Annotated in this window: 18 protein-coding genes, 2 tRNA genes and 1 pseudogene; 11 read left to right on the top strand and 10 right to left on the bottom strand. The window is 57.4% G+C overall.

What is annotated here, in order from left to right; all coding sequences use genetic code 11:
* Nucleotides 1–4: 4 nt before the first annotated feature.
* Entirely contained in the window at nucleotides 5–3,475 is a 3,471-nt protein-coding gene (locus EPZ47_RS22350; RefSeq protein WP_135846717.1) for a hybrid sensor histidine kinase/response regulator, read from the bottom strand.
* A 177-nt stretch (nucleotides 3,476–3,652) separates the two neighbouring features.
* Nucleotides 3,653–4,192 (bottom strand): TetR/AcrR family transcriptional regulator, encoded by a 540-nt coding sequence (locus tag EPZ47_RS22345; RefSeq protein WP_135846716.1) that lies wholly within the window; start codon nucleotides 4,190–4,192, stop codon nucleotides 3,653–3,655.
* Between the two features lie 104 nt (nucleotides 4,193–4,296).
* On the opposite strand from EPZ47_RS22345, the gene EPZ47_RS22340 reads away from it, so the two are divergent.
* The 4 genes from EPZ47_RS22340 to EPZ47_RS22325 all read left to right on the top strand — a co-directional run bounded on the left by EPZ47_RS22340 (nucleotide 4,297) and on the right by EPZ47_RS22325 (nucleotide 9,079).
* A complete protein-coding gene (locus tag EPZ47_RS22340) occupies nucleotides 4,297–5,490 on the top strand; it encodes an MFS transporter (RefSeq protein ID WP_135846715.1) in 1,194 nt (397 codons plus the stop codon).
* A gap of 70 nt (nucleotides 5,491–5,560) precedes the next feature.
* Nucleotides 5,561–5,872 carry a cupin domain-containing protein gene (locus EPZ47_RS22335; RefSeq protein WP_178084275.1) on the top strand — a complete coding sequence of 104 codons (312 nt, stop codon included), beginning with the start codon at nucleotides 5,561–5,563 and terminating at the stop codon, nucleotides 5,870–5,872.
* A 103-nt stretch (nucleotides 5,873–5,975) separates the two neighbouring features.
* Complete coding sequence (locus tag EPZ47_RS22330; RefSeq protein WP_135846714.1) at nucleotides 5,976–7,124, top strand: TDT family transporter; 1,149 nt, start codon at nucleotides 5,976–5,978, stop codon at nucleotides 7,122–7,124.
* 80 nt (nucleotides 7,125–7,204) lie between these two features.
* Entirely contained in the window at nucleotides 7,205–9,079 is a 1,875-nt protein-coding gene (locus tag EPZ47_RS22325; RefSeq protein WP_135846713.1) for an MFS transporter, read from the top strand.
* Between the two features lie 131 nt (nucleotides 9,080–9,210).
* Here the strand turns inward: EPZ47_RS22325 and sugE are convergent, their stop codons facing one another.
* The 3 genes from sugE to rdgC form a co-directional block, all read right to left on the bottom strand.
* A complete protein-coding gene (gene sugE, locus EPZ47_RS22320) occupies nucleotides 9,211–9,525 on the bottom strand; it encodes a quaternary ammonium compound efflux SMR transporter SugE (RefSeq protein ID WP_003204587.1) in 315 nt (104 codons plus the stop codon).
* Between the two features lie 117 nt (nucleotides 9,526–9,642).
* A complete protein-coding gene (locus EPZ47_RS22315) occupies nucleotides 9,643–10,608 on the bottom strand; it encodes a bile acid:sodium symporter family protein (RefSeq protein ID WP_135846712.1) in 966 nt (321 codons plus the stop codon).
* Between the two features lie 190 nt (nucleotides 10,609–10,798).
* A complete protein-coding gene (gene rdgC / locus EPZ47_RS22310; protein ID WP_135846711.1) occupies nucleotides 10,799–11,719 on the bottom strand; it encodes a recombination-associated protein RdgC in 921 nt (306 codons plus the stop codon).
* 159 nt (nucleotides 11,720–11,878) lie between these two features.
* Between rdgC and EPZ47_RS22305 the strand changes: the two genes are divergently transcribed.
* The 3 genes from EPZ47_RS22305 to EPZ47_RS22295 all read left to right on the top strand — a co-directional run bounded on the left by EPZ47_RS22305 (nucleotide 11,879) and on the right by EPZ47_RS22295 (nucleotide 13,598).
* Nucleotides 11,879–11,954, top strand: a tRNA-Val gene (locus tag EPZ47_RS22305).
* Between the two features lie 20 nt (nucleotides 11,955–11,974).
* A tRNA-Asp gene (locus tag EPZ47_RS22300) sits at nucleotides 11,975–12,051 on the top strand.
* Nucleotides 12,052–12,284: 233 nt separating this feature from the next.
* The gene (locus EPZ47_RS22295; protein WP_135846710.1) at nucleotides 12,285–13,598 is read left to right on the top strand and encodes a tyrosine-type recombinase/integrase; all 1,314 of its coding nucleotides are present in this window, start codon (nucleotides 12,285–12,287) and stop codon (nucleotides 13,596–13,598) included.
* A 713-nt stretch (nucleotides 13,599–14,311) separates the two neighbouring features.
* Here EPZ47_RS22295 and EPZ47_RS22285 read toward each other — a convergent pair.
* Nucleotides 14,312–14,926 (bottom strand): TetR/AcrR family transcriptional regulator, encoded by a 615-nt coding sequence (locus tag EPZ47_RS22285; RefSeq protein ID WP_135848052.1) that lies wholly within the window; start codon nucleotides 14,924–14,926, stop codon nucleotides 14,312–14,314.
* Nucleotides 14,927–15,089: 163 nt separating this feature from the next.
* On the opposite strand from EPZ47_RS22285, the gene EPZ47_RS22280 reads away from it, so the two are divergent.
* Together EPZ47_RS22280 and EPZ47_RS22270 are read left to right on the top strand one after the other, a co-directional pair.
* Nucleotides 15,090–16,309 (top strand): IS3 family transposase gene (locus EPZ47_RS22280; RefSeq protein ID WP_420825043.1). Its coding sequence is split into 2 segments (ribosomal slippage): nucleotides 15,090–15,435 and nucleotides 15,435–16,309, totalling 1,221 coding nucleotides; the frame shifts between segments, so codons are not numbered across the junction.
* Nucleotides 16,310–16,450: 141 nt separating this feature from the next.
* Nucleotides 16,451–17,006: pseudogene (locus tag EPZ47_RS22270) on the top strand (tyrosine-type recombinase/integrase); the annotation flags it as partial.
* 254 nt (nucleotides 17,007–17,260) lie between these two features.
* Here EPZ47_RS22270 and EPZ47_RS22265 read toward each other — a convergent pair.
* The 4 genes from EPZ47_RS22265 to EPZ47_RS22250 form a co-directional block, all read right to left on the bottom strand.
* Entirely contained in the window at nucleotides 17,261–18,388 is a 1,128-nt protein-coding gene (locus EPZ47_RS22265; RefSeq protein ID WP_135846708.1) for a hypothetical protein, read from the bottom strand.
* Complete coding sequence (locus EPZ47_RS22260) at nucleotides 18,381–19,541, bottom strand: nucleoid-associated protein (RefSeq protein ID WP_135846707.1); 1,161 nt, start codon at nucleotides 19,539–19,541, stop codon at nucleotides 18,381–18,383. Before EPZ47_RS22260 ends, EPZ47_RS22265 begins: the two co-directional genes overlap by 8 nt.
* A 232-nt stretch (nucleotides 19,542–19,773) precedes the next feature.
* On the bottom strand, nucleotides 19,774–20,451 hold the full coding sequence (locus EPZ47_RS22255) for a DUF5710 domain-containing protein (protein WP_135846706.1): 678 nt from the start codon (nucleotides 20,449–20,451) through the stop codon (nucleotides 19,774–19,776).
* Nucleotides 20,452–20,766: 315 nt separating this feature from the next.
* Nucleotides 20,767–21,678 (bottom strand): toll/interleukin-1 receptor domain-containing protein, encoded by a 912-nt coding sequence (locus tag EPZ47_RS22250; RefSeq protein WP_158296376.1) that lies wholly within the window; start codon nucleotides 21,676–21,678, stop codon nucleotides 20,767–20,769.
* Nucleotides 21,679–21,992: 314 nt separating this feature from the next.
* On the opposite strand from EPZ47_RS22250, the gene EPZ47_RS22245 reads away from it, so the two are divergent.
* Together EPZ47_RS22245 and EPZ47_RS22240 are read left to right on the top strand one after the other, a co-directional pair.
* Nucleotides 21,993–23,807, top strand: a complete 1,815-nt coding sequence (locus EPZ47_RS22245; RefSeq protein ID WP_135846704.1) for an ATP-dependent nuclease — start codon at nucleotides 21,993–21,995, stop codon at nucleotides 23,805–23,807.
* On the top strand, nucleotides 23,804–25,567 hold the full coding sequence (locus EPZ47_RS22240) for a UvrD-helicase domain-containing protein (RefSeq protein WP_135846703.1): 1,764 nt from the start codon (nucleotides 23,804–23,806) through the stop codon (nucleotides 25,565–25,567). Before EPZ47_RS22245 ends, EPZ47_RS22240 begins: the two co-directional genes overlap by 4 nt.
* Nucleotides 25,568–25,917: the final 350 nt, after the last annotated feature.

The following is a 25,917-nucleotide window of genomic DNA, read 5'->3' as shown; positions in this document are numbered from 1 at the left end:
TTTGTTACAACGGCAAATGCCGACTCAACAACGCCCTCAGCGCTGCCGGTTTCACCGGCTTGGCCAGGTAATCCAGGCCCGCCGCATGCACCTGGGCGACCATTTCGGGCCGGCCATCGGCGCTGATGACCACGCCGGGGATCGGCAGGCCCATGCGGGTGCGCAACCAGGCCATCAGCTCGGTGCCGGTTTCGCCGTTATCCAGATGAAAGTCCACCAGGGCCAGTTGGGGCCGGCAGCCCTGGGCGAGCCAGCGCTCGCATTCTTCACGGTTACGCGCCGTCCACACCTGGCAACCCCAACGGCTCAGCAGGCTGTTCATGCCGATCAGAATGCTGTCTTCGTTATCGACACACAGCACCTGGGCGCCGCTGGGTAAATGGCCGTTGGGCTCGGCCACCGAGCTCGGCAGGACGGCCTGTGTGCTGGCCAGCGGTACGCTGACGCTGAATACGCTGCCGCGCCCCGGCCAGGAACGCACGCGCAGGGTATGGCCGAGCACGCGGCACAGCCCGTCGGCGATCGCCAGGCCCAGGCCCAGGCCTTTTTCGGCGCGGGTCTGGTGGCTGTCCAGGCGTTTGAATTCTTCGAAAATCACCTGCAGTTTGTCTTCGGCAATGCCCGGTCCGCGGTCCCAAACTTCCAGGCACAACTCGCCGTTGCGCCGACGTACCCCCAGCAGCACCGGGCCTTTGGCGTAGCGAAAGGCATTGGTCAGGAAGTTCTGCAAAACCCGTCGCAGCAGCTTGATGTCGCTGTCCACGCGCAGTCGCGAGCCGCGCACGCGGAACTTCAATCCCTGTTCCTGGGCCAGCGCCGTGAACTCCGCACCCAAGGTGTCGAACAGTTCGTTGAGAGCGAATGGCTTGCGCTCCGGGTTGATCTTGCCGTTTTCCAGGCGGGAAATGTCCAGCAGGTCGGTGATCAGGTCTTCGGCCGAGCGCAGCGAGCTGTCCAGGTGATGCACCAGTTGCCGGGCTTCACTGGGCAAACCTTCGTGCTGGTGGGACAGGGCGGCGGAGAACAGGCGCGCGGCGTTGAGTGGTTGCATCAAGTCATGGCTGACGGCCGCCAGGAAACGGGTCTTGGATTGATAGGCCGCCTCGGCGGTGCTTTTCGCCGCGGTCAGCGCCAGGTTCAGTTGTGACAGTTCCCGGGTGCGCTCGGCGACCCGTTGCTCCAGGCCTTCGTTGGCGTCGGTCAAGGCCTTTTCGGCTTCGCGGAACGCAGTGATGTCGGTGAAACTCATGACAAAACCGCCGCCGGGCATCGGGTTACCGATCAGCTCGATCACCCGGCCATTGGGGAACAGTCGTTCCGAGGTATGGGCGCGGCCCTGGCGCATCCAGTGCAGGCGTCGGGCGACGTGGACTTCCGCCTCGCCCGGGCCGCAGAGGCCGCGTTCGGCGTTGTAGCGGATGATGTCGGCAATCGGCCGACCGACGCTGATCAAGCCGTCCGGGTACTTGAACAGCTCCAGGTAGCGACGGTTCCACGCCACCAGCCGCAGGGACTGGTCGACTACGCTGATGCCTTGGGTGATGTTCTCGATGGCGCCTTGCAGCAGGGCGCGGTTAAACTGCAGCACTTCGGAGGCTTCGTCGGCGATGCGCACGACGTCTTCGAGCTGCATCTCCCGACCTTCAATCGCAGCCTTTACCACTGCCCGTGTCGATGAGGCCCCCAGCACACCGGCCAGCAGGCGTTCGGTGTGGGCGATCCACTCGCTGTCGGCATTCTGGCTTGGGTTGAAGCCTTTGCCCTGGCGGTAGGCAAAGCGGATGAAACTCTGGCGCGCGCGCTCTTCGCCGACGAAGCGCGCGGCCAGTTGCAACAGGTCTTCAATGTGTACCGCCAGCATCGAGCGGGGGTTGGGGCGGGCGCTGATTTCCTGGCCGATGAAACGTCCGGCCTGCCAGTGTTCCGACACGCGGGTGCGCGACAGTACGGAAATCCAGGCAAACAGGGTGAAGTTGCCAGTCAGGGACAGCACGACGCCTTGGGTCAGCGGGGTAATCGGCAGGTTCAAAGGATTGCCGTGCAACCAGGCCAGCCCTGGGAAGCTGTTCAGCGACCAGCCGAGGCTGTGGGCGGCGATCGGCAACACCAGGGTGTAGAACCACAGGAAAATCCCGGTGGCGAGGCCGGCGAACACACCACGACGGTTAGCCTGTTTCCAGTACAGCGCGCCGAGCATGGCGGGGGCCAGTTGGGTCACGGCGGCGAAGGCGATCTGGCCGATGGTCGCCAGGCTCGCCGTCGACCCCAGCAGCCGGTAGCTGACGTAGGCCAGCAGCAGGATCACCACGATGCTCACCCGGCGGACCGAGAGCATCCACTGGCGGAACACTTCGAAGGGCCGCTCGGCGTTGTTGCGGCGCAACAGCCAGGGCAACAGCATGTCGTTGGAGACCATGGTGGACAGCGCCACGCTCGCGACGATCACCATGCCGGTGGCCGCCGAGGCGCCGCCAATGAACGCCAGTACCGCCAGGGCCGGGTGGGCCTGGGCCAGCGGCAGGCTGATGACGAACGAATCTGGCAGCACCGAGCTGGGCAGCATCATTTGCCCGGCGAGGGCGATGGGCACCACGAACAACGCTGCCGAGGCCAGGTAGGCGGGGAACACCCACTTGGCCAGGCGCAGGTCCTGGGGCTCGATGTTCTCCACTACGGTCACGTGGAACTGTCGCGGCAAGCAAATGATCGCCATCATCGCCACCCCGGTCTGCACCACCATGGACGGCCAATTGATGGTTTCTTTCCAGTATTGCTCCAGGCGCGGTGCAAGCATCGCCTGGTTGAACAGGTCGTCGAAACCGTCGTAAAGCCCGTAGGTCACGAATGCGCCAACGGCGAGGAAGGCGAGCAGCTTGACCACTGACTCAAAGGCAATCGCCAGCACCATGCCGCGGTGGTGTTCCGTGGCGTCGAGGTTGCGCGTGCCGAACAGGATGGTGAACAGCGCCAGGATCAGCGAGACGATCAGCGCGGTATCCTGGGCGCGGGTGCCCATGGCGTCGGCGCCGGCGCCGATCAACAGGTTCACCCCGAGCACGATGCCCTTGAGTTGCAAGGCGATGTACGGCAGCACGCCCACCAGGCAGATCAATGCGACCACCACCGCCAGGGATTGGGACTTGCCGTAGCGGGCGGCGATGAAGTCGGCGATGGAGGTGATGTTCTCCTGTTTGCTGATCATCACCATCTTCTGCAGGACCCACGGCGCCAGCACCAGCAGCAGGATCGGCCCGAGGTAGATCGGCAGGAAGGACCAGAGCTGTTCGGCAGCCTGGCCCACGGCGCCAAAGAACGTCCAACTGGTGCAGTACACCGCCAGCGACAGGCTGTAGACCCACGCGCGCACTCGCGGCGGCAGCGGCGTGCTGCGCCGGTCGCCGTAGAAGGCGATGGCGAACATGATGGCCATATAGGCCAGGGCGACAACGGCGATCAGCCCGCTGGACAACGACATGGAAACTCCCGGACAAAGACACCGGGACTTGAGCCCGGCAGGACAGTCTCGCATGCCCGCTCGGGTTCGTCAGTGTCGACCAAGGTCGAGGCGTGGCGGGGTGTCGCGGGTTGCGATCAGCATTGGGTTATGGGGGGCCTGGCGGACCTCATCGCGAGCTTGCTCGCGATGGCGGCGTTACTGACCCAACGCCACATCCACCAACCGATACAACTCCTCGACCGCCAACGGCGCGGTAGCGAAGAGGATGCGAAACACCGTCGGCGCCACCACTACATTGATCAGCCGATCGACGCCCGGGTTCGGCGCATCGGGGTAGCGATCCAGGATGATCTGCAACTGGCTGCTGATGATCCCCACGCAATACCCCGGCGTGGCGCAGGCCTGGATGTCGCGCATCATGTTACGACCGGGCTCGGAGCTCATTTCGTCCAGGTATTGCTCGGCCCAGGCGCGCAGGTCGCCGCGCAGGCTGCCGGTGTTGGCCGGTTCGCTGTCGGGGCGCATGCGGGCGATGGCGACGTCGGCCAGCAGCGCCGGCAGATCGCCCCAGCGCCGGTAGATGGTGGACGGCGTTACGCCTGCGCGCGCAGCAATTTGCGGCACGGTCAGGCTGGCGCGATCCTGCTCTTGCAGCAGCTCGCGGACCGCCGAATGAATCGATTCTTGGACCCGGGCGCTTCTGCCGCCGGGGCGTAAACCTTCTTTAATAGCCATGCATCGGACCTTAACACAAAGAATTTGCTTTAAGCGCATACCAGTAGCACACTCGGCAAAAGCTAAAAATTAGCTTTTGCCGAAGGCTTTTGTGGAGCGTGCCCATGTCCCGTCCAGCTTCAACCGGTGCCAGCCTGATATTCCTGGCGATTACCTTGCTCGGTTTTCTCGCCGCGTCCAGTGCGCCGACGCCGTTGTATCACCTCTACCAGGAGCAATTGCAGTTTTCCCCGGCGATCCTGACGCTGATATTCGGTGTGTACGCCTTCAGTCTGTTGGCTGCCCTGCTGATCGTGGGTTCGCTGTCGGACTACCTGGGCCGCAAACCGGTGATCTTCGTGGCGCTGTTGCTCAATATGCTGGCGATGCTGCTGTTCATCAACGCTGACAGTGTCGCCTGGCTGATCGGTGCCCGGTTGATCCAGGGCTTCGCCACAGGCATGGCGACCAGTGTGCTGGGCGCTGCGTTGTTGGACTTCGACCGTCGGCAAGGCCCGCTGATTACCAGCGTCGCGCCCTTGTTGGGCATGGCGTGCGGGGCGCTGGGCTGTGGCCTGCTGGCTGAGTTCGCGCCGCGGCCGTTGCAACTGACGTATTGGATTCTGCTCGGGCTGTTCCTGGCCCAGGCCCTTTATCTCTGGCGCCTGGCTGAAAGCGTCAGCCCGCAACCCGGGGCCTGGCAGTCCCTGCGTCCGACCTTGCATGTGCCGCTCCAGGCGCGACGGGCCTTGTGGTTGGTACTGCCGCTGAACCTGGCGGCCTGGGCGGTGGGCGGCTTCTATCTGTCACTGGCGCCTTCCCTGGTACGGGCAGCGACCGGATCGACGTCCAACCTGATCGGTGGGGCGTTGGTGGCGGTGTTGACACTCACCGGCGCGTTGTCCATCTATACGCTACGCAACCAGGAAGCCGACAAAATGCTGCGCCTGTCCGCGAGCCTGTTGGTGATCGGCCAGGCGCTGGTGCTGGTCGCGGTACACGGCGCCAGCTTGCCGTTGTTCTTCGCCGGTACGCTGGTCACCGGCAGCGGTTTCGGCGCAGGGTTCCTGGGCGCCTTGCGCAGCATCATGCCGCTGGCCTTGCCCCACGAGCGGGCCGGCTTGATGTCGGCGTTTTATGTCCTCAGCTACCTGGCGTTCAGCCTGCCATCGCTGCTGGCCGGGAACCTGACGCGGGTGTTCGGGTTGATCCCGACCACCGATGGCTATGGTGCAGTGTTAATTGTGTTATCGGCCGCTGCGCTACTGGGGCTGGTGCGTCAGTCGGTAAAACCGGCGGGCGAGGGTGTTCGGCCTTGAAACCAGGAGTGCAGGCGCCGCTGGCAGTGGGTTAGTCTTGGCGTCTCATCATTTTTGCCGGACGATTTCCTTGAAAATTATTCGCAGCAAATCCTTCACTGGCGAGCGTGCCTGGGCGGCGCTGGATATTGCCAACATGAACGGCATCACCACGCGCCTGCACTGGACTGATCAGCCGTACAAATGGCACATCAATGACGGTCAGGAAGTTTTCGTGGTGCTCGATGGGCAGGTGCAGATGTGCTATCGGGAGCAGGGCGTGGAAAAAGATACGTTGCTGCAGACGGGGGATATTTTCTACGCCTCGGTGGGCACCGAGCATGTGGCCAAGCCGTTGGGAGAAGCCCGAATTCTAGTGATCGAAACCGAAGGCAGTGTTTAACGGTTATCTGTAAAACCGATTACATATAGAGAAATTACCCGTTATATAGATATTCGATCCGGATCTAGCATGGCTCCACCTCATCCGAGGACAGGAGTTCGCCATGACATGCTGCACCGCCAAGACCCGCTTTCGTCCCTTGAGTCATTTGCCCAGGCCACTGGAAGCCATTCGCCAATTCACGCCTAACTGGTTTGCCGTGGTCATGGGCACCGGTGTCCTGGCGCTGGCCTTGGCGCAATGGCCTGGGAATGTTCCGGGCCTGCGCCTCCTGGGCGAAGGGTTGTGGTTGTTCAACATCGTGCTGTTCGTGTTGTTCACCGGGTTGTACAGCGCACGGTGGGTGTTGTTCTTCGACGAGGCGCGGCGGATTTTCGGCCATTCAACGGTTTCGATGTTTTTCGGCACGATTCCCATGGGGCTGGCGACGATCATCAATGGCTTTCTGGTGTTTGGCCTGCCGCGCTGGGGCGACGGTGTGCTGCCGTTGGCGGAGGCGTTATGGTGGATCGACGTGGTCATGTCTCTGGCCTGCGGCGTGCTGATTCCGTTCCTGATGTTCACTCGCCAGGAACACCGCATCGACCAGATGACCGCCGTGTGGCTGTTGCCGGTGGTGGCCGCCGAAGTCGCTGCCGCCAGCGGCGGGCTGTTGGCACCGCATCTGGCCGACGCACATGCGCAACTGGTCATGCTGGTAACCAGCTACGTACTCTGGGCCTTTTCCCTACCGGTGGCGTTCAGCATTCTGACGATTTTGCTGTTGCGCATGGCCCTGCACAAACTGCCCCACGAAAACATGGCCGCCTCGAGCTGGCTGGCCCTCGGCCCGATCGGCACCGGTGCCTTGGGCATGTTGCTGCTGGGAAGCGATGCCCCCATGATCTTTACTGCCAATGGTTTGCCTGGCGTCGGCGACATCGCCGCCGGCTTGGGCCTGGTGGCCGGCATCACGCTATGGGGCCTGGGGTTCTGGTGGATGTTGATGGCAATGCTGATCACCGCACGCTATCTGCGCGCCGGTATCCCGTTCAACCTCGGCTGGTGGGGCTTTACCTTCCCCTTGGGGGTGTATGCGCTGACCACGTTGAAGCTGGCGGACCTGCTGAACCTGGGTTTTTTCAGCGTGTTCGGTTGCGGGTTGGTGGCGATGCTGGTGGTGATGTGGCTGATCGTGGCTCGGCGTACCGTTCTCGGGGCCTGGCACGGTGAGTTGTTCGTGTCACCGTGTATTGCGGGGCTGGCGAAATAATCGCTAAAGACAGGTAATGTGTGGCCTGGATCGAAAAGCTTCATTCCAATAAGCGTCCACGCCACTCAGGAACATGGAAGATGAGTCACCCTTCGCAGTTCACCTTGCTTCGCACGCGGCGCTTCCTGCCGTTCTTCATCACGCAGTCCCTGGGCGCGTTCAACGACAACATTTTCAAGCAGTCGCTGATTCTCGCCATCCTCTACAAGTTGACCATCGACGGTGACCGCTCGATCTGGGTCAACCTCTGTGCGTTGCTGTTTATCCTGCCATTCTTTCTGTTCTCGGCGCTGGCGGGGCAGTTCGGGGAAAAATTCGCCAAGGACGCGTTGATTCGTCTGATCAAGCTCGGCGAAATCGCCATCATGGTGGTCGGCGCGGTGGGTTTTCTGTTCGATCATCTATGGTTGATGCTGGTGGCGCTGTTCGCCATGGGCACCCATTCGGCGCTGTTCGGCCCGGTGAAGTATTCGATCCTGCCGCAAGCGTTGCGCGAGGACGAACTGGTCGGCGGCAATGGGCTGGTGGAGATGGGTACGTTCCTGGCGATCCTCGCGGGCACCATCGGCGCCGGGATCATGATGTCTTCGGCGCATTACGCCCCCGTCGTCTCGACCGCGATTATCGGCGTGGCCGTGCTTGGTTACCTGGCCAGCCGCAGCATTCCGCGCGCGGCCGCCGCCTCGCCGCAAATGCGCCTGAACTGGAACATCTTCAGCCAATCCTGGGCCACTCTGAAACTGGGCTTGGGACAGACTCCGGCGGTGTCGCGCTCGATTGTCGGCAACTCCTGGTTCTGGTTCGTCGGGGCGATTTATCTGACGCAGATTCCAGCCTATGCCAAGGAATGGATGCACGGCGACGAAACCGTGGTGACCTTGATCCTGACCGTGTTTTCGGTGGGCATCGCCTTGGGTTCGATGCTCTGCGAACGGCTCTCCGGGCGTAAAGTCGAGATCGGCCTGGTGCCGTTCGGCTCCTTCGGCCTGACCGTATTCGGGTTGCTGTTGTGGTGGCATTCCGGTGGGATTCCCGACAGCGTCGAGGGGCACAGTTGGCTCCAAGTGCTCGGCTTCGGCCACGCCTGGCTGGTACTGATCGACATCCTCGGCCTTGGCATTTTCGGCGGTTTCTACATCGTGCCGCTGTACGCGCTGATCCAGTCGCGCACCGTCGAGAACGAACGGGCGCGGGTGATCGCCGCCAACAACATTCTCAACGCGTTGTTCATGGTGGTCTCGGCGATTGTCTCCATCGTCTTGCTGAGCCTGGCCAAACTGACGATCCCGCAGCTGTTCCTGGTGGTGTCGCTGCTGAACATCGGCGTCAACGCCTACATCTTCAAGATCGTCCCCGAGTTCAGCATGCGTTTCATGATCTGGCTGCTCAGCCATTCCATGTACCGCGTGGAGCATCGCAACCTCGACGCGATTCCCGATGAGGGGGCGGCGCTGTTGGTCTGCAATCACGTGTCCTTCGTCGATGCCTTGCTGATTGGCGGTGCGGTGCGTCGGCCGATTCGCTTCGTGATGTACTACAAGATCTACAACCTGCCGGTACTGAACTTTATCTTCCGTACCGCCGGGACTATTCCGATTGCCGGGCGCCAGGAGGACATTCACATCTACGAAAAGGCCTTCACACGAATCGCCCAATACCTGAAGGACGGTGAGCTGGTGTGCATCTTCCCTGAAGGAAAACTGACGGCTGACGGTGAGATCAATGAGTTCAAGAGTGGGTTGACGCGCATCCTCCAGGAGACCCCGGTGCCGGTGATTCCCTTGGCATTGCAAGGCTTGTGGGGCAGTTTCTTCAGTCGTGACCCGGCCAAGGGCCTGTTTCGCCGGTTTTGGTCGCGGGTGACGCTGGTGGCGGGGTCGGCGATAGCGGTCGAGACGGCAACGCCTTCGCAGTTGCAGGCGTTGGTGGGAGAGTTGCGCGGGACTGTCCGCTAGAACGAAAAACGGTGGGAGCAAAAGGCTTGTGGGATTAAAACCTGTGGGAGCAACGCTTGCTCGCGATGCGTCCTTGCGATCGCTATCGCGGGCAAGCCTTGCTCCCACAGACTTTGCTCCTGCAGGAGCATTCAGGCGCTGACCTTGAGCCCGATCAACCCGGCAACGATCAACGCCACGCTGGCCAACCGAACCAACGCCATCGATTCCCCAAACAAAATGATCCCGGCGATCACCGTGCCCACGGCACCGACCCCGGTCCAGATCGCATAGGCCGTGCCCAAGGGCAATTCCTTCATCGCCAGGCCGAGCAGGCCTAGGCTGATCGCCATGGCGGCAATGGTCAGTGCAGTGGGGAGCGGGCGGCTGAAGCCGTCAGTGTACTTCAGGCCGACCGCCCAGCCGACTTCGAACAGGCCGGCAAAAAACAGAATGATCCAGGACATCACACACCTCCATCGATGGATGGGGTCGTCCCCGGATAGAGCTTGATCGAGTGGCGGGGTCGTCCCCGCGCTGGGCGATAGAGTGCCAATTATTGACCGCTCGATCAAGTCTGCCTGTCAGTCCGCTGCTTGTCGGGCGAGCAGTTCACGGTCCTGTTTTTCGCTCATGCGCCGGAAATAGGTCGAGAGCAATGCCCCGGAAATGTTGTGCCAGACGCTGAACAGCGCGCTGGGCACTGCCGCCAGTGGCGAGAAATGCGCGCTGGCCAACGCGGCGCCCAGGCCGGAATTCTGCATGCCCACTTCCAGCGACAGGGTCTTGCGCTGGGCCAGTGGCAACCCGAACAGGCGCCCGGTGAAATACCCCAGCAGGTAACCGAAGCTGTTGTGCAGCATCACGATGGCCATGATCAGCAGGCCGGATTCGGCGATTTTCGCCTGACTGGCCGCTACCACCGCCGCGACGATGATTACGATGCTCACCACGGATATCAGCGGCAGGACTTCTACGGCATGACGAACCCGGGCACCCAACAGGCGTTGGGCAATGATGCCCAATGCGATCGGCAACAGGACGATTTGCAGGATCGACCAGAACAGCGCCGAGAACGACACCGGCAACCAGGCCGAGGCCAGCAGCCAGATCAGCGCGGGGGTCAGCAGAGGGGCGAGCAGGGTGGTGATGGCGGAAATCGCCACGGCCAGGGCCAGGTCACCGCGCGCCAGCCAGGTCATGACATTGGAGGATGTACCGCTCGGGCAGCAACCCACCAGGATCACGCCGACGGCGATCTCCGGCGGCAGGCTGAACACTTGGCACAGCAGCCACGCCGTACCGGGCATGATCACGAATTGAGCAACCACTCCCAGGGCGACGCGGCCCGGATGACGGGCCACTTCGGCGAAGTCTTCCACCTTGAGCGCCAGGCCCATGCCGAACATCACCAGCCCCAGCAAGGGCACGATGGCGACTTTCAGGCCGACGAACCACTGCGGCTGTAAGAAGGCCAGCACCGCGAAAATCAGTACCCAGTAAGCGAAGGTGTTGCCGACAAAGCGACTCAATGCAGCCAATGCGCGCATGACCTGATCCTTATTTTTAATAACACCACAAAAACCAATGTGGGAGCGGGCTTGCTCGCGAAGGCGGCGTGTCAGTCAACATTTCTGTGACTGTCCCACCGCCTTCGCGAGCAAGCCCGCTCCCACAAGGGTAATCATTTGGCTTTTAGATCCCCTGTGGAATCTTCCACAAGGGTAACCAATCTGGCCTTTAGATCCCCTGCGGAATCTCTTCCCCGCCCAACGCCTCAACCAGCGCTGGCAGGAACTCGCCGAACGTCAGCATCATCAGGGTGAAGCTGGCGTCCAGTTGGCCGAGGGCTTCGTCGCCACCGTCCTGTTCCGCCTGGTCCTGCAACAAGTCTTCGAACTTCAGGCGCTTGACCACCATTTTGTCGTCGAGCACGAAGGACAGCTTGTCCTGCCAGGCCAGCGACAATTGCGTCACCACCTTGCCGGTGTTCAGGTGCAGCTGGATTTCGTCGCTGGTCAGGTCCTGGCGCTTGCAGCGCACGATGCCGCCGTCTTCGTGGGTGTCGCGCAGTTCGCATTCGTCCAGCACGAAGAAGTCGTCCGCGGCTTTCTGGGTCTTGACCCAGTCGGTCATGGTGGCGCTCGGGGCCATTTTGACTGTCAGTGGGCGCACTGGCAGCGAGCCGATGACTTCGCGCAGGGTCGACAGCAGGTCTTCGGCGCGTTTCGGGCTGGCGGAGTTCACCAGAATCAGGCCCTGTTTCGGCGCGATGGCGGCGAAGGTGGACGAGCGACGAATGAACGCACGCGGCAGGAACGCCTGGATGATTTCATCCTTGAGCTGGTCTCGTTCCTTTTTATAGACCTTGCGCATTTGCTCGGCTTCGATCTCTTCGACCTTTTCCTTCAGGGCATCGCGTACGACGCTGCCAGGCAATATGCGTTCCTCCTTGCGCGCGGCGATCAGCAGGAAGTCCTGGCTGATATGCACCAGGGGGGCGTCTTCGCCTTTGCCAAACGGCGCGACGAAACCGTAAGTGGTCAACTCCTGGCTTGCACATGGACGCGCCAGTTTGCTGGCCAGTGCAGTTTCCAACGCCTCGGCATCAAAAGGCAGATCTTGGGTCAGGCGATAGATAAGCAGGTTTTTGAACCACATGGGGTGAGTCTCTCCTTTATACAAAGGGGGCATTATTCTCTTCGCAGCGCCATAGGCCAACCCTTCGCTAAGCCTTTGGAAGGCCTGAAAAAATTAATTTAAAAAGTGCTTGCCAGCTTTGGGAGTGCTCCGTAGAATGCGCGCCACACCGAAAGCGAAGGGTGATTAGCTCAGCTGGGAGAGCGTCTGCCTTACAAGCAGAATGTCGGCGGTTCGATCCCGTCATCACCCACCATTCGTTCCAAAGTGTTACGCGCAGCGGTAGTTCAGTCGGTTAGAATACCGGCCTGTCACGCCGGGGGTCGCGGGTTCGAGTCCCGTCCGCTGCGCCATATTTGCTTCCACTAAGGCCCACTGAACGCCTGGAAGTCACGGAAATAGCGGCCTTGAGTCGCTTTTTTCGTTTTCTGAATTCCACTGGAATCCATCCCCAGCCACGGTTTTTAAGTACACATTTAAGTACACCGCTGGCACAGCCTTTTACGATTCCTTGCGTATCAATTTTCGTATTGGTCCGTCTACCGCTGGGTTGTATTCCCCTCCTTGATACAAAAGGAGGTGTCTGATGGCTCTGAAAGATACAGCGATCAAGCAAGCCAAGCCCGCCACCAAGCCTTATACGTTAACTGATGGGGATGGCTTATCTCTGCAAGTGCCCCCGACGGGTTCGAAGCGTTGGCATTTCCGTTTCTATTGGCATGACAAGCAATTGCGTATTTCCCTCGGCATCTATCCCGACGTGAGTCTAAAGGAGGCTCGTCAGCGGAGAGAGGCTGCACGTGCGCTGGTGGCCAACAATATCGATCCTCGATCGCATCGTCGTGCCGAGAGGCAGAAAGCCTCTCACGCCGCCAACAACACGTTTGAAGCGGTTGCTGATCGTTGGCATGAGTTCCGCAGTAAAAAACTGACGAAAAGCAAGAAGGGCAGTGCGGGGCAAGCCAGCAAATACCTGAAGAAGGACATGCTGCCGTGTTTGGGCGATCTTCCGATCGCGGATATTTCTCGTGGCGACGTGCTGGAGCTCATTCGACGAATTGAGCGCAGAGGCGCGCTGGTGTCTGCTCGAAAGGTGCGGACCTGGCTCAACCAGATCTTTCGTTTTGCTATGGCGGAAGGGCTTATTGATGTGAACCCAGCAGCAGATCTTGATATCGTTGCCGAGACGCCGCGGCCGGTCCGCCATAATCCCTTCCTCCAAGTTAATGAACTTCCAGGATTGCTCAGAACCGTCACCCACTATGAGTGTGCAGAAAAGACACGGCTTGGTATTCGTCTATTGCTTCTGACGGGCGTGCGTACAGGAGAGCTACGGGCGGCGACGCCAGACCAATTCGACTTCGATAAGGGGATCTGGCTGGTGCCGCCGGAGGGTGTGAAGCAGCTCCGGAGTCGTGTGCGAACACAGGGGAATGAGATTCCACCTTATGTGATTCCGCTATCTACTCAAGCGATTGCAATTGTGCAGCGGCTGATGCAGTTAAGGGGGCGCGGTGCACGGTATCTGCTGGTTCACCGATACGAACCGCAGGAAATGATCAGTGAAAATACACTTAACACCGCCATTAGCCGGATGGGTTACAAAGGGAGGCTCACCGGTCATGGCATCAGGGCCACCATCTCAACGGCGCTCAACGAGGTCGGTTTTGTCGAAGAATGGATTGAGGCGCAGCTTTCGCACGCTGATGCCAACCAAATTCGCGCTACGTACAACCATGCGGAATACGTCGAGCCGAGACGTAGGATGATGCAATATTGGGCGGATTTGTTAGATGCACTAGAGGTCGGCGTTCCGCCGCCTACGCCTGAAGCCTACATGCCGAAAATCAGGCGACCTTCAACGGATTTTCTGAGCGCGCAGCGGGTATCTGCTGATTAGCAGTCTGAAGTTAGGCTTTGCGATAAAGGTCGGACAGGATAGATTTGAGGAGGCTAGGGAGTTAGGCGCTGCGGCATGACTCCTTCGATTACTGATCGGGTCAAGAAGGGCTTTGAGAAAGCCAAAGAGAGGAGCAGCGGTGAGTGCTACTAACGCGATCAACTGGATCGACAAAATCGCAGCTGAATCTGGTAGGCGAGATATTTCTCCATGGGTGGTTGCTTGACGCCTGAGACAATCACTCGACTACTAGCCTCTATGAACGCCGGCAGCTTTCTAATGGTCTGCGGCGCTTGGCTTTCCATGGATCCTCCTAATAGTCTGCCGTCAGCTAGAGAGGTGGCAAAGCGCTGCTTCGACACATACCGTCTTGATTTGGTTGCAAATTGCGACGTCACAGACGAGGAAATCCATCCTACGCCGGTCGACGTTCTACGTGTTGTTGCCACTGCACGAAGGACGAGGGTGTGCTAATTGAGGCTTCTGTGCTGCCCGAACGTAGAGCAAACGTCCCTTGGTAAATCCCGTTTGAGATCACGTTCGATTTCGTACAATAACTGGATTTAGCACAAAGCCGGCTTTGGTGTCACTAACCGGTGCAATTCACTTCTATTGTTCATTGTTCATTGTTCTTGTTTTTCGGGTTTTTTTGGCAAAGTGGTCCCCACCCCTGAAAAAAACCAGGGGCGTTTCTTGTTGAATCAACTACGCACTCAGTCGAGAGGCGGAAGTGTCGGCAGCTCTATGGTCGCCAACGCACGCGCCTCCTCTGGCGGCACACCCAATGCCCGCAGCAACAGCTCGGCGGTGTCAGAGCCGGAGTCGCGCCACGTCCTATGACCTTCAATTACGAGGAAAATCGAGCCGAGAACACTGCTCGATATCAGCGTCAGTACTGAGAGCAATTGTTCTTGCTGAAACGTGTACCGCCCACCTGAAAGCCCGCTCCGAAGATCCGTGGACGCCTGGCTGCTGAACATTTCGCGCAATGCAGAATTGCTCATGGCGAACTTGTGTATGAATGCCCCCCACTGGGAGTCTTCGTGAGCTCGACGAATGAAGAGACGAATGCCATTGGCAAGGCGCTGAGCCGGATCGGTCAGTGAATCGAAGCTCTTGTTGATGCGCTCATACATCTCTCTCGCGAGATGACTAGCGACCGCCTCGAACAGGCTTTCCATACTGTCGATGTTGCTATAGATCGTTCCGCGCGCCACTCCTGCCTCTTGCGCGAGGTCGAGGATGTTCACTTGTGATGTACCTCTCTCAGCGAACAGGCGAAAGGCGGCTTGATGAATGCGGCGCTGTGTTGGGTTTAGGGATTCCACGGGTTCTCTCTCCAGGATTACCTTTTGATTACATTGATCATGCGTGTTCATTCGTCGTCAAGAAGGTTTTTCAATGAGTGCCTCTTTGTAATTTGAACGAGCCCCATGAAAGACAGGACACCGTTTCCTCCTTACGATAAGGGATAGGCAAACGGTTATGTTTATGACTAACAGCAACGATAAGAGTGGGGAGCTTTTGGGCCAGGAGCGGCGGCGCCGCTGGAGTCCAGAGCAAAAGCTGGCCATGGTTCGCGAGAGCCTTGAGCCAGGGCAAAGCGTTTCGGTGGTGGCTCGGCGCAACGGCATCAATGCCAACCAGCTGTTCCAGTGGCGCAAGCTTTACCAGGACGGCAGCCTGTCGGCGGTCAGCGCGGGCGAAGCCGTGGTGCCTGCCTCCGAGTTGAGCGATGCGCTCAAGCAGATCCGTGAACTGCAACGGATGCTGGGCAAGAAAACGATGGAAGCGGAGATCCTCAAAGAAGCCGTGGAGATCGCCCGGTCGCGAAAATGGATTGCGCACTCACCCTTGTTGCCGGGGGACGACCAGTGAAGCTGGTCAGCGAATGTCTCGGTGTGGCGCGCTCGCAATTAACGGTTCGAATCAAGCAATCGGTATCGCCCAAGACACGGCGAAGCAGGCCTGTGAACGACGTTGAGTTGGTGGCCGAAATCCAGCAACAGGTCAGCGAACTGCCCAGCTATGGCTACCGTCGAGTCTGGGGGTTGCTGCGTCGTGCCCGTGAAGCCCAGTTGCTACCCGCGGTCAACGTGAAGCGGGTTTACCGGGTGATGCGTGATCACAACCTGTTGCTTGAACGCCGGATCAAACAACCCGGCGTGCCGCGTCGGCACGAAGGCCGTATTGCGGTGCAAACCAGCGATACGCGTTGGTGCTCGGACGGCTTTGAATTCCGTTGTGAGGACGGCGCCAAACTGAGCGTGACCTTCGCCCTCGATTGCTGCGATCGCGAAGCCATCGGCTGGGTCGCGAGCCCGACCGGTTACAGCGGCGATGATATTCGCGACTTGATGCTGGAAAGCGTGGAGAAGCGTTTCGGTGATCAGCTGCCCGCCACGCCGGTGCAATGGCTCAGCGATAACGGTTCGGCCTACACCGCCGAACAGACGCGCCTGTTTGCTCGACAGATCGGTTTGCAGACGGTGACCACGCCTGTGCGTAGCCCGCAGAGCAACGGCATGGCAGAGAGCTTCGTGAAGACGATCAAACGTGATTACGTGGCGCACATGCCCAAGCCGGATCGGGAAACGGCGCTGCGTAACCTGGCGATTGCCTTCGAGCATTACAACGAGCAGCATCCGCACAGCGCCTTGAACTATCGTTCGCCGAGGGAGTTCAGGCGCTTGGCAGCAACATCAATTTAACGGGGAGTTGGTGTCCAGTTTGGTAGGGGCAAGTCCATAATTGATATTGGTCATATACACATAATTCTTATGCTCCTTATACGTTAACTGATAGGAATGGCTTATCTCTGCAGGTGCATACGACTGGTTCGAAGCGCTGGCATTGGCATTCGTCTATTGCTGCTGACGGGCGTGCGCACAGGAGAGCTACGGGCGGCGACGCCAGACTAATTCGACTTCGACAAGGGGGTCTGGCTGGTGCCGCCGGAGGGTGTGAAGCAACTCCGGAGTCGTGTGCGAACACAGGGGAATGAGATCCCACCTTATGTGATTCCGCTTTCTGCTCAAGCGATTGCAATTGTGCAGCGGCTGATGCGGTTAAGGGGGCGCGGTGCAGTATCTGCTGGTTCACCGATTCAAACCGCAGGAAATGATCAGTGAAAATACCCTTAACACCGCCATTAGCCGGATGGGTTACAAAGGGAGGCTCACCGGTCATGGCATCAGGGCCACCATCTCAACGGCGCTCAACGAGGTTGGTTTTGTCGAAGAATGGATTGAGGCGCAGCTTTCGCACGCTGATGCGAACAACCATGCGGAATACGTCGAGCCGAGACGTAGGATGATGCAATATTGGGCGGATTTGTTAGATGCACTAGAGGTCGGCGTCCCATGGCCTGTGCCCAAGGCTTACATGCCGCAGGTTGGGTTGCCCTAACTGGACGCCTCCTCCAGCACCAAACATCTCGACTGGTGAACTCATTCAGTCTATGGGGCTTTGCGTGCATTGTGTCCTTCGGAGCAGGTGATGGCTTGTCAGGTAGACGTTCCGGCAGGGTAAATTCACGCTCCGATGGAGCGCTACGGTAGCCTAATTGGCTCTGGCGCTGACCCGCTAGTGATGGCCATCGAAAGCACTAATGGATCTGTATCAGGGGGGATGGCAGGTAGCTACCGTCTCTATCACGACCATCACGTTTCCAAGAAGCGTTTGAGCAAAATCAGGCTTACCAGTATGAATATTAGCCAGCATACGCGGGTTAGCCCGTTAAGCTTGGAGTTGGCGGACTTAGACGAAGTTGAAAGCTTTATTCGTGAGTCTTCAATTTTTTCTTGAATCTCTTCTACGCCCACGACGATGTCATCGTACTTTTTGGTGGAGCGCTCGAACTCCTCTGCAAGCAGGTTGATGTGGCTGATTACGTTGTTGTTTAACGAAGTGATCATCCAGGTTGAAATGATCAGCCCCACGAGTATGACGAGATAATCCCATGCGGTCGTAGCAGGTTTTAAAATAGCACCAGCTGCCACTATGCCACCTGGCACAGCAAACGCCTTCGTCTGCTGGGCCATGATGGCTTCTTGGACCTTACCTAAAAAACTAACGCAATCACTTTCAATCTCAGTGAGAATTTTGTTGACTGAGAATTTGCTTACATAAACCTTATAGCGCTCATTGTATTTCTTGTAGAAGGTCGAGATGGACACCATTATCATGCGGATGTTGTAGTCTTTCTCATCCTTCAAGAATTCCGTCAGCGTTTCTCGCATAACGTGACGTCTTTCTTCGCAGTGAACGTCCTCGTCTGCCATCACAGCTGCATGCATCGTTTGAGCGTGCTTCATGCCTTTTTCGTCGACTTTGATGGCCATTAGCTCATCGCATGCCATCAGGTACGAGACTTCCAGCTTTGTAAGAAGTGACTCTTTAGAGCTGAAGAAAATATACTTGAGGATCTGGCTGTCGTCGCCTTCGCTATGGCAAAGCGTTTTGAGTGTTTCTCTAACTAAAAAGTACAGGTCTAACAGTCGGGAAACCGACGCATGCTGATCCTCGTTCATGCCGATGATTTGCACGTGTCCAGGCTTTGCGCTGCGCGTTCGTAGCGCATGCCACATTGCCTCGGCGTTGGCAAAGAAGGGCACGTAGCCCTCGTCCCATGCTGAGGGCTTCAGCAGGAAAAGCTCATGCCCAATCAGATCCAGATTGTCAGGACTGTGGCAGCCATAAGTTTTGAGGAACTCATGGGCGTCCTTTATATCCAGCGACTCCGTATCGAATATGAGCTGATCATCATCCAACGAGATACGATCAAGCATCTTGGGATCCTGACGATGGATCCTCAGCATTTATGCCCTTAAGCCTGTTTGATACGTCGCTTGGGAGCTTCACCTTTAGGTACACGAAGTCCTTGTCGACGCTAAGGTCGGCAGTGCTGTCACCAACGGCCACGGCGTCTAGTTTCAAGCGCCCCGCGAACTCTCCGGACGGCAGCTTAACATCTACATATCCCATGCTTTTAGCAGCGACACCAGAGGGCTGGAATTCTTCGCTCACCTTAAAGCGCTCAGAGTTTTCTGAGATAAATTTCATGAGGCCGCCAAGGTGAGGCGAGCCTGGTTGCAGGCATTTGTTGATAACGTGCTGGATTTCGGAAAGGTGTACACGTTCGCCTGCTTTGCTTTCGATATAGTTAACGACGCGATTGTGAATTGTGCGCCGTTCCGAGGAGGGCAGATCACCTGCTTCGTCAGTAAGGTATGCACCCAGAGCGTTTTTTAGGTTGTCAACGCAGACTTTTCCTGGCATTGAATCAGAGCAACCCAGTGCAACGTTGAAGAATTCGCTTTTAGAATTTCCTTTAATAAAATAGAGGTAGGAATCACCTGTATTTTCGGGGAAGCCTTTTCTGAATTCCGTCAGGTCCATGCAAGAGGCTTGGCGGAAATCTTGAAGGTTCAGACTTTCCGTACCTTTCGGATTAAGGTTGGTGTCATCGTCAAAATCATATCCGCCTTTTTTGCCAAGCATGACAATCAAGAGGTGATCGACCTGTCGGTAGTCTTGATAGTGTGAAAATACAACGTAACCCTCATTGAGAGAGCGACGTGCCGGGTCGTTTGCCTCGTGGCACAGCCGTTCCATAACGCCAGTGACAAGCGCGTGGAAATCGAGGTTGCTAGAATATTTTGAGAAATTATCGGCAGCAGCGAGCATGTTCGGGTCCACGTATCCGTAGATCCTTCCGCTTCTGGAAAACTTCTTGCCAATGAGATTGACGAAGTCAACACATACTGGGGACGCTAGGTCCCAGTCGCTGCCTTTATTACTATCGTAGAACGATAGGCCGCCGAGTTTTTTCTTGAAAAACTTCGCGGCACATGCGTTCAACACAACAAGCGATTTCACCTCAGAGCTTTTAATCTCTGCATCTGTATTAGCATCAGGTGAACTGTGTGTCTGATCGTCCATGCCATGCTCGTCCGTAGTGACTATGAGTGCCGAGCGCTTCTGACGTCAGCTGAGAGTCATTGATGGTAGCACAGTGATGGTACAGGGGCCTGGCATCAACGTAGGTCAGTTGGATTGGAGTGATTTGCTGGGCGCATCCGTTATCGCTCACTGAGAGAGGGCGACCATTAGCTAATTTGCCAAGGATGTGCGGGGGACAGCCATCGGGCTATCGGGTGGTTAAACGTTGTGATTAGGGTTGCTCGCGAATCTGCATCCAGTCGAAAAAGTCTTCGGAGGCGAAGCCGACGCTACAGTTCGCATCGAACCGTTCGTTGATTCTGACAAGAGACATCCGCTGAGCTTCGTCTGGTGTGGTCGGAAAAAAAGCCCCGCCAGGTTCGCTGTGCATGAAAAAATCGCCGAGCTTTGCCCCGCAGTGTTCGCAGTGATTCATCAGGTAACGGCTGCCAACCGTTTTGCTGTAGGCGTGCTTGAACTTGTTGGTAAAGCGATGGATCTGCTTCGTGACCTGCGGGGAGAGGCAGTCCACGTTGGAGACCGTTCCACGATACCCATGTCGCTTCCACTCACCGAGGTTGCTCGTGAGCGCGAAACCTTCGTCTTCATCTTCCGCGTACACGAATTCTTCGTGCTCTTCTGGCAGCTTGAACGAAAATACGCGGGTCCAATTGGAGCAGCTCCAGCAGTCGGAGATTGACTCCATGACGTAGTAGTAAGGCGCTCTGACGCAAAATTCCGGTCCGTGCTCCAAGTCTGAATGCTCTGTCACCGGCAGCCATCGGGCCAAGGGGCCTATTGCGACGCCCTCGGGGATATACCAGGTCTTCAGGCTTGGGTCCCATCGAGCGCCCAGTGATTTCGCTTCATCTTTCTGTGAAAACGGAACCTTCAGATCAATCCTTGACATTTGTGCATCCGAACGTATTGCTCAATTACTAACCGCCAGAGCCCATGCTAGAGGCTTCTGGACTAATCCATGGCCCAGTATCCCAGAAAAACGTGGCGTATCAGTAGTGTCCTGCTCGGTCTAAAAGACGGGCTGAAGAGGGCTGATGCAGTAATGGCCTGTGGTCTGCCCTTGGTCAGGGCCGGCCCCGCAGGTGCTTGATGTTATGGCTTCACCCAGGTCGGCATGTAGCCCGCTACGCGGAAAGTCGCCAGAGAATGGCAGGCGGTTCGCTCTCCATTCCAGATGCCTGATTCGATTGCTGACGCCGAATAGTTATAGGAATGGGTTCTGCCCCAATGGTGGAATCGGAGTCGGAACGTTGTGCAGGTCTCTGATAAGGGCATCAAGATGCGTGAGGTAGTTAGGGCCAGGAGCCAGATCAAATCGCAACCGGCCACTTAGCTCGGGGGGGACCTGCGTTTGGGTCCCTGATTGACGCACTATCGGGATGAATTTGTTGGAGCCCACATTTCTCATCAACTCCCCAGTGACCATGGAGTGCTCATATCCCACTCCACCTTGTCTCGCGACTGCGCGTTGGTAGTACCCGTCTGTACAGATGACCAACACACGATCCGCTTCTCGAAGAGATCGGTCCATGAACGCTGCAAGGTCCTCTCCGCCTCGAACGTGCCATTGATCGAGAATGGCATCTATCCCATTGGAGCGCAGTGTTGCGGCCAGGTGAGCAACCCACTGGCGGTGCTCTGGCGAATCCCACGAGTATGAGACGAAAACCTTCGGCGGCCTAGATTGCGGCAGCAGTTGTGCGGTTCCCGATAGGTTGTGCGCTGCGAGGACGTTGGGTAGATCTACATCTTTGAGGGCCCAATGGGTGCGGCTATGCTCAAAATTACGCGTGTTAATATCAAGGTCTGCGTAGATCGTCCTAAACACCGTCTGTGGAATCGGTGGAATGTGCGGATCAATTGCCAGGGTGATTCGAAGCGCATTCTGCAATTGCTGAATTTCTGTAACGCGGCCAACCCGTGCTGGCTGGTTGCGAAACTCTTCGTAAGCAAATAGGGTGGGTATTTGCCTGAGGTGTTGGAGGGCATCCGGGCTCAGGTTTTGATACCTTTCCCTGATCGCGGCCACGGTGTGTTCGAGAAATCGATCTCTACTCATGGTCCATGTGGGATTGTTCCAGTCATCTTCGCCAGCAGTCATCAACAGGTTGTACATGCAGGACATCCTTGGCCCACTGGGCATATAAGAACGGAAGGCAATAATTAAATCAGCCGATGCTAAGTCACTTTGGCATCGTGGAGTAATTTTCTCCAGCGCTAAGCGAGGCTCTTGTAGGCCTGCTTGGATATAGCTGAGCATCCCATCACGTTACGAGCGGCACCTGCTACCTACTCAAAGCATGTAAGGCAGCGTTTCAGAATGAATTGATCATGAATCTCATGATGACCATTTTTTCCGCAGTAATGGCTATGCAGCGTCGGCTGGATGAGCCAAGCTCAGGTGTCGAACAGGCATAGGGATTTGCGGAAATGCGCGTCATCAATTTGAAGATTGAAAATTTTCGGGGTGTAAAGTCAGCTGACCTTACGTTTGACGGACACACTCTGTTGGTAGGGGGCAATAACGTCGGGAAGAGCACGATTTGCGAGGCTTTGGACCTTGTGCTCAGTCCGGACAGGCTTTCCCGCTTTCCCCCGGTTCAAGAGTTCGATTTTTACAACGCCTCGTACCTGGATGCTGACGGGGCCACTCCCGTAAAGATCAGGATCGAAGTCATGCTGGTGGATCTCAGTGGCGAGGTTGAGCGCACCTGCGCCGCCCACACGGAGCTGTGGCATGTCAAAGAGGAACGTCTGTTGGAGGCAGGTGAGGTAGATGCCGCCGTCCCTCCCGATGTTATTCGATGCCTGCGCATTGAGACCCAAGCCTTCTACAACCCGGAGGAGGATGAGTTCGAGGCGGACACGTTCTTCTCATACAGCCCCAGCCTCGAAGACGGCGAGCTTCAGCGTGTAAAGAAAACAGTGAAGCGGCTGTTTGGGTTTCTCTACCTTCGGACTTTGCGCACAGGCTCACGGGCTCTCAGCCTTGAGCGAGGTTCTTTGCTCGACCTGATCCTCCGGTTGCAAGGTGTTCGTACTGGCCTATGGGAAAAGTCTATCAAGCGGCTTCGGGAGCTAGATCCTCCGATTGATTCGGATGCTGCCGACCTTCGGCCAGTACTGGATTCGATTGAAGAGAGGCTTGCTCAGTACATATCCGTAGGTGGCGCTGGAAAGGCGACCCAGTTGTTCGTTTCGCAGCTCACGCGAGAGCACCTGCGCAAGACGATGTCATTCTTCATTTCAATCACCGCTGACCAAAAGCCAGTCCCATTCCAGCATGTCGGGACAGGTACGCTAAACACCCTTGTGCTAGCACTCCTGTCTTTCATCGCCGAGGTGAAAAAGGACAACGTGATTTTCGCGATGGAGGAGCCTGAGATTGCCCTGCCACCGCATACGCAGCGGCGAATTTCGAAGTACCTTCTAGAAGAGACGACTCAGTGCTTTGTCACCTCGCATTCCCCGTATGTGATCGAGCGATTCGACCCCTCACAGATCATCATCCTACGGCGTAATGGCGAGGCGACAGTGGAGTCGACGACCGTCGCTTCTGGCACCACACTGAAAGGCAAGATGTACAAGCGCCATGCCCGCCGTGGCCTGGCGGAAGCGATGCTGGGCCCTGGGGTGATTGTCGCGGAGGGGATCACCGAGCACGGTGCGTTGACTGCAGTCGCTGAGAAGATGGAGCAGGCCAACCCAGATCTGTTTGCCCTGGATTTGGCAGGTATCACGATTTTCCCCGTCGAGGGCGACGGTTCGTTGCCTAATTTCGGTGCATTCTTCAAGGCGCTTGGCCTACGAACGTATGCGTTCTATGACTACAAGTCACGCAAGGCGGAGGAAAATCAAAAATTTGCGGAAGCCTTCGACTTCCCGAACGAGATTCCTTTCCCGAACATCGAGCAGCTCCTGGTAACCCAGACGCCGGTCGAGCACCAATGGACGTTCCTTTGCGCGCTTCGTGAATCTGGTGACCAGGGGAACATTGGCATCCCCGCCGAGCGCCCTGATGACAAGGGCGTAACGGATAACATGCTCAAGGCGCTCAAGAGCAACAAGGGCAATGGGTATGCAGCCCGGTTGCTGGACCTTTGCGCGCTGCATGAGCTACCTCCGGGCATCACAGACTTCCTGACGCGTGTTTATAACGACTTTCCAAAACCTGGTCCTGCCGCTCGCCCCGGTGATAGACCGGCTGAGGAAGAGGATGAAGAGGATCTGGTAGGAGCCCTATGATCATCTGCGAGCGGCGTCAGACGATTCTGGACGAGGATGCCCACCTCCTGATTGTTGGAGGGCCTGGCAGCGGGAAGACCACTATCGCCCTTCAGAAAGCCACGAAGATTATTGCTGCTGGGTTGCAGCCGGGGCAGTCAATACTCTTCCTCAGTTTTTCTCGCGCAGCCGTGGCTAGGGTTGCAGAGGCGTCGAGTCTGCTGGTCGATAAGACGGTACGTTCGCAGCTCAGTCTCCAGACCTTCCATTCCTTCTGCTGGTCACTGCTCAAAAGCCATGGCTACCTGCTTGGTTCACCGAAGGGAAAGCTCAAGATCCTGCTACCTCAAGATGAAAGGGCCTTGTCCGGTGGATTAAAAGCGCCGAAGAAAGGAGAGCAGGGGACGGCCGAGTGGCTCGCGTGGCAAGCCGAGCGGGAGCGATTGTTCGCGGAAGAGGGACAAATCTGTTTTGACTGGTTTGCTCCTAAGTCCAGTGAGCTGCTCGAAAGGTGTCAGTTGCTCCGGGAACTGGTGGCAGACACTCACCCTGTGATCATTGTTGATGAAGCTCAAGACACTGGGAATGCGGCTTGGGGCTGCATCGAGAAGCTGGCCGACCTCTGCCAAATCATTTGCCTGGCTGATCTTGATCAGCAGATTTTTGACCACTTGGAGGGTGTAGGTCCGGAGCGAATCGAGCATATCAAAGACGCCTTAACTCCTGTTTTGGTGGATCTCGGCTCCGACAACAACCGCAGCCCTGGCACTGAAATCGCTGTTTTCGGCAATGACGTCCTGGCGAATACGCCGAGAAGAGCCCCGTATGCCGGTGTTGGTCGCATTCTGTATGACCCCAGAAACGATCCTGCCCAGTGGATGCGTGTGGCGCTCGGTCGATTTTTCAGTGGTGCTAAAGCTGACGGTCTGGAATTGGAAAACTTGGTCATCCTCGCAACAACCGGCAGTGGCGTCGCCAAAATTTCAGCTGCCTTGAACGGAGGGGCGAAGCCCATTCCTCACAAAGTGTTGTTCGACGAGGCCGCAGTTCTGCTGTCGGCCAGATTGGCAGCATTCCTGCTGGAGCCCAAGCTTCCTGAACGGCGTGCAGCTGATATCGCAGCCTGTCTTAAATTGCTCGCCTCGATCAGGCGCGCAGATGGCAGTGCGACGGCGATCAAGGAGGCAGCAACCTACTTGAAGTGGAGCGCCAGCATAGCAGAGGGTAAGCCCCCGAAGACCAATCTCGCGAGGAGTGCTGAAGCACTCATCAATGGCGCTGCTGATTTGGTGCTTACCGGTGACCCTGGCAGGGATTGGATTCAGATCAAAACGCTGCTCTACCGGACCGACGTTACCGAGTTCAAGCAGGTCGCGGGGGCCCTCGACTATTTGATCGCGTTCAATCGTGGCAAGCGAATCAGCGCGAGCTTGTCGGAGATGTGGATGACGACTGGTGCCTACACCAGCGCGCGTCAGGGGCTGGATAACGCACTGGTGCAGGATCAACTGCTCGCTGATGGGAACGATACCGGGGGTATACACGTCATGACTATCCACAAGTCCAAGGGCAAGCAGTTCGATGCGGTAATCTTGGTTCGGGAAGGCATCAGGCAAGGAGCAAAAGAGTTTCGCTCTTCCTTGGTGTGGCGGGGTGATGCAGCACCCTACGACCGCAGCCGGAAAATTCTTCGCGTTGGAGTGACCCGTGCGCGACGTTACGTTCTGATGCTCGAACCGACATTTCCCGCATGTCCTATTATGTCGGATTTCCGATTGTGACAAGGCATGGTCAGCTTCCACGGTAACTGGCAGGACTCTGCATCGGGTAGCCCGATGAGAAGCTCGCTGCGCGAGAATTCCCCAGTTGGGTTGTGTTTGCTGGGTGCTGCTGCGGCAAAATACGGAGGGGGCATGATAGGGGGCGGCTGCTGCGTGCTGGCCGGTGGTTGCCAGAGATGCCGTTCAGTCCTTCTCTTTCAACTCCAGCATTGCCGCCATCATTCTCCTAAATGCCTGACTGCCTTTTTCTCCACTTGTGCCTGGCTCTTTTGTTGGCACTGATACAATTTTGAGCCAGGCGGCTGATTTTGAATGAACCGCATGTAGCCTCTGAATTCTTGAGCAAGACC

Source organism: Pseudomonas viciae, assembly GCF_004786035.1.
Classification (GTDB): Bacteria; Pseudomonadota; Gammaproteobacteria; order Pseudomonadales; family Pseudomonadaceae; genus Aquipseudomonas; species Aquipseudomonas viciae.
Note: the sequence above shows the minus strand (reverse complement) of the source record. Positions and strands in the feature narration are given on the sequence as shown.

Bases quoted from the DNA above. Each gene is read 5' to 3' on its own strand.
- EPZ47_RS22240 (WP_135846703.1), top strand. From the start codon at position 23,804: ATGATCATCTGCGAGCGGCGTCAGACGATTCTGGACGAGGATGCCCAC.
- sugE (WP_003204587.1), bottom strand. From the start codon at position 9,525: ATGTCCTGGATCATTCTGTTTTTTGCCGGCCTGTTCGAAGTCGGCTGG.
- EPZ47_RS22340 (WP_135846715.1), top strand. From the start codon at position 4,297: ATGTCCCGTCCAGCTTCAACCGGTGCCAGCCTGATATTCCTGGCGATT.
- EPZ47_RS22330 (WP_135846714.1), top strand. From the start codon at position 5,976: ATGACATGCTGCACCGCCAAGACCCGCTTTCGTCCCTTGAGTCATTTG.
- EPZ47_RS22350 (WP_135846717.1), bottom strand. From the start codon at position 3,475: ATGTCGTTGTCCAGCGGGCTGATCGCCGTTGTCGCCCTGGCCTATATG.
- EPZ47_RS22345 (WP_135846716.1), bottom strand. From the start codon at position 4,192: ATGGCTATTAAAGAAGGTTTACGCCCCGGCGGCAGAAGCGCCCGGGTC.
- rdgC (WP_135846711.1), bottom strand. From the start codon at position 11,719: ATGTGGTTCAAAAACCTGCTTATCTATCGCCTGACCCAAGATCTGCCT.
- EPZ47_RS22250 (WP_158296376.1), bottom strand. From the start codon at position 21,678: ATGTACAACCTGTTGATGACTGCTGGCGAAGATGACTGGAACAATCCC.
- EPZ47_RS22295 (WP_135846710.1), top strand. From the start codon at position 12,285: ATGGCTCTGAAAGATACAGCGATCAAGCAAGCCAAGCCCGCCACCAAG.
- EPZ47_RS22315 (WP_135846712.1), bottom strand. From the start codon at position 10,608: ATGCGCGCATTGGCTGCATTGAGTCGCTTTGTCGGCAACACCTTCGCT.
- EPZ47_RS22255 (WP_135846706.1), bottom strand. From the start codon at position 20,451: ATGTCAAGGATTGATCTGAAGGTTCCGTTTTCACAGAAAGATGAAGCG.
- EPZ47_RS22325 (WP_135846713.1), top strand. From the start codon at position 7,205: ATGAGTCACCCTTCGCAGTTCACCTTGCTTCGCACGCGGCGCTTCCTG.
- EPZ47_RS22245 (WP_135846704.1), top strand. From the start codon at position 21,993: ATGCGCGTCATCAATTTGAAGATTGAAAATTTTCGGGGTGTAAAGTCA.
- EPZ47_RS22260 (WP_135846707.1), bottom strand. From the start codon at position 19,541: ATGGACGATCAGACACACAGTTCACCTGATGCTAATACAGATGCAGAG.
- EPZ47_RS22265 (WP_135846708.1), bottom strand. From the start codon at position 18,388: ATGCTTGATCGTATCTCGTTGGATGATGATCAGCTCATATTCGATACG.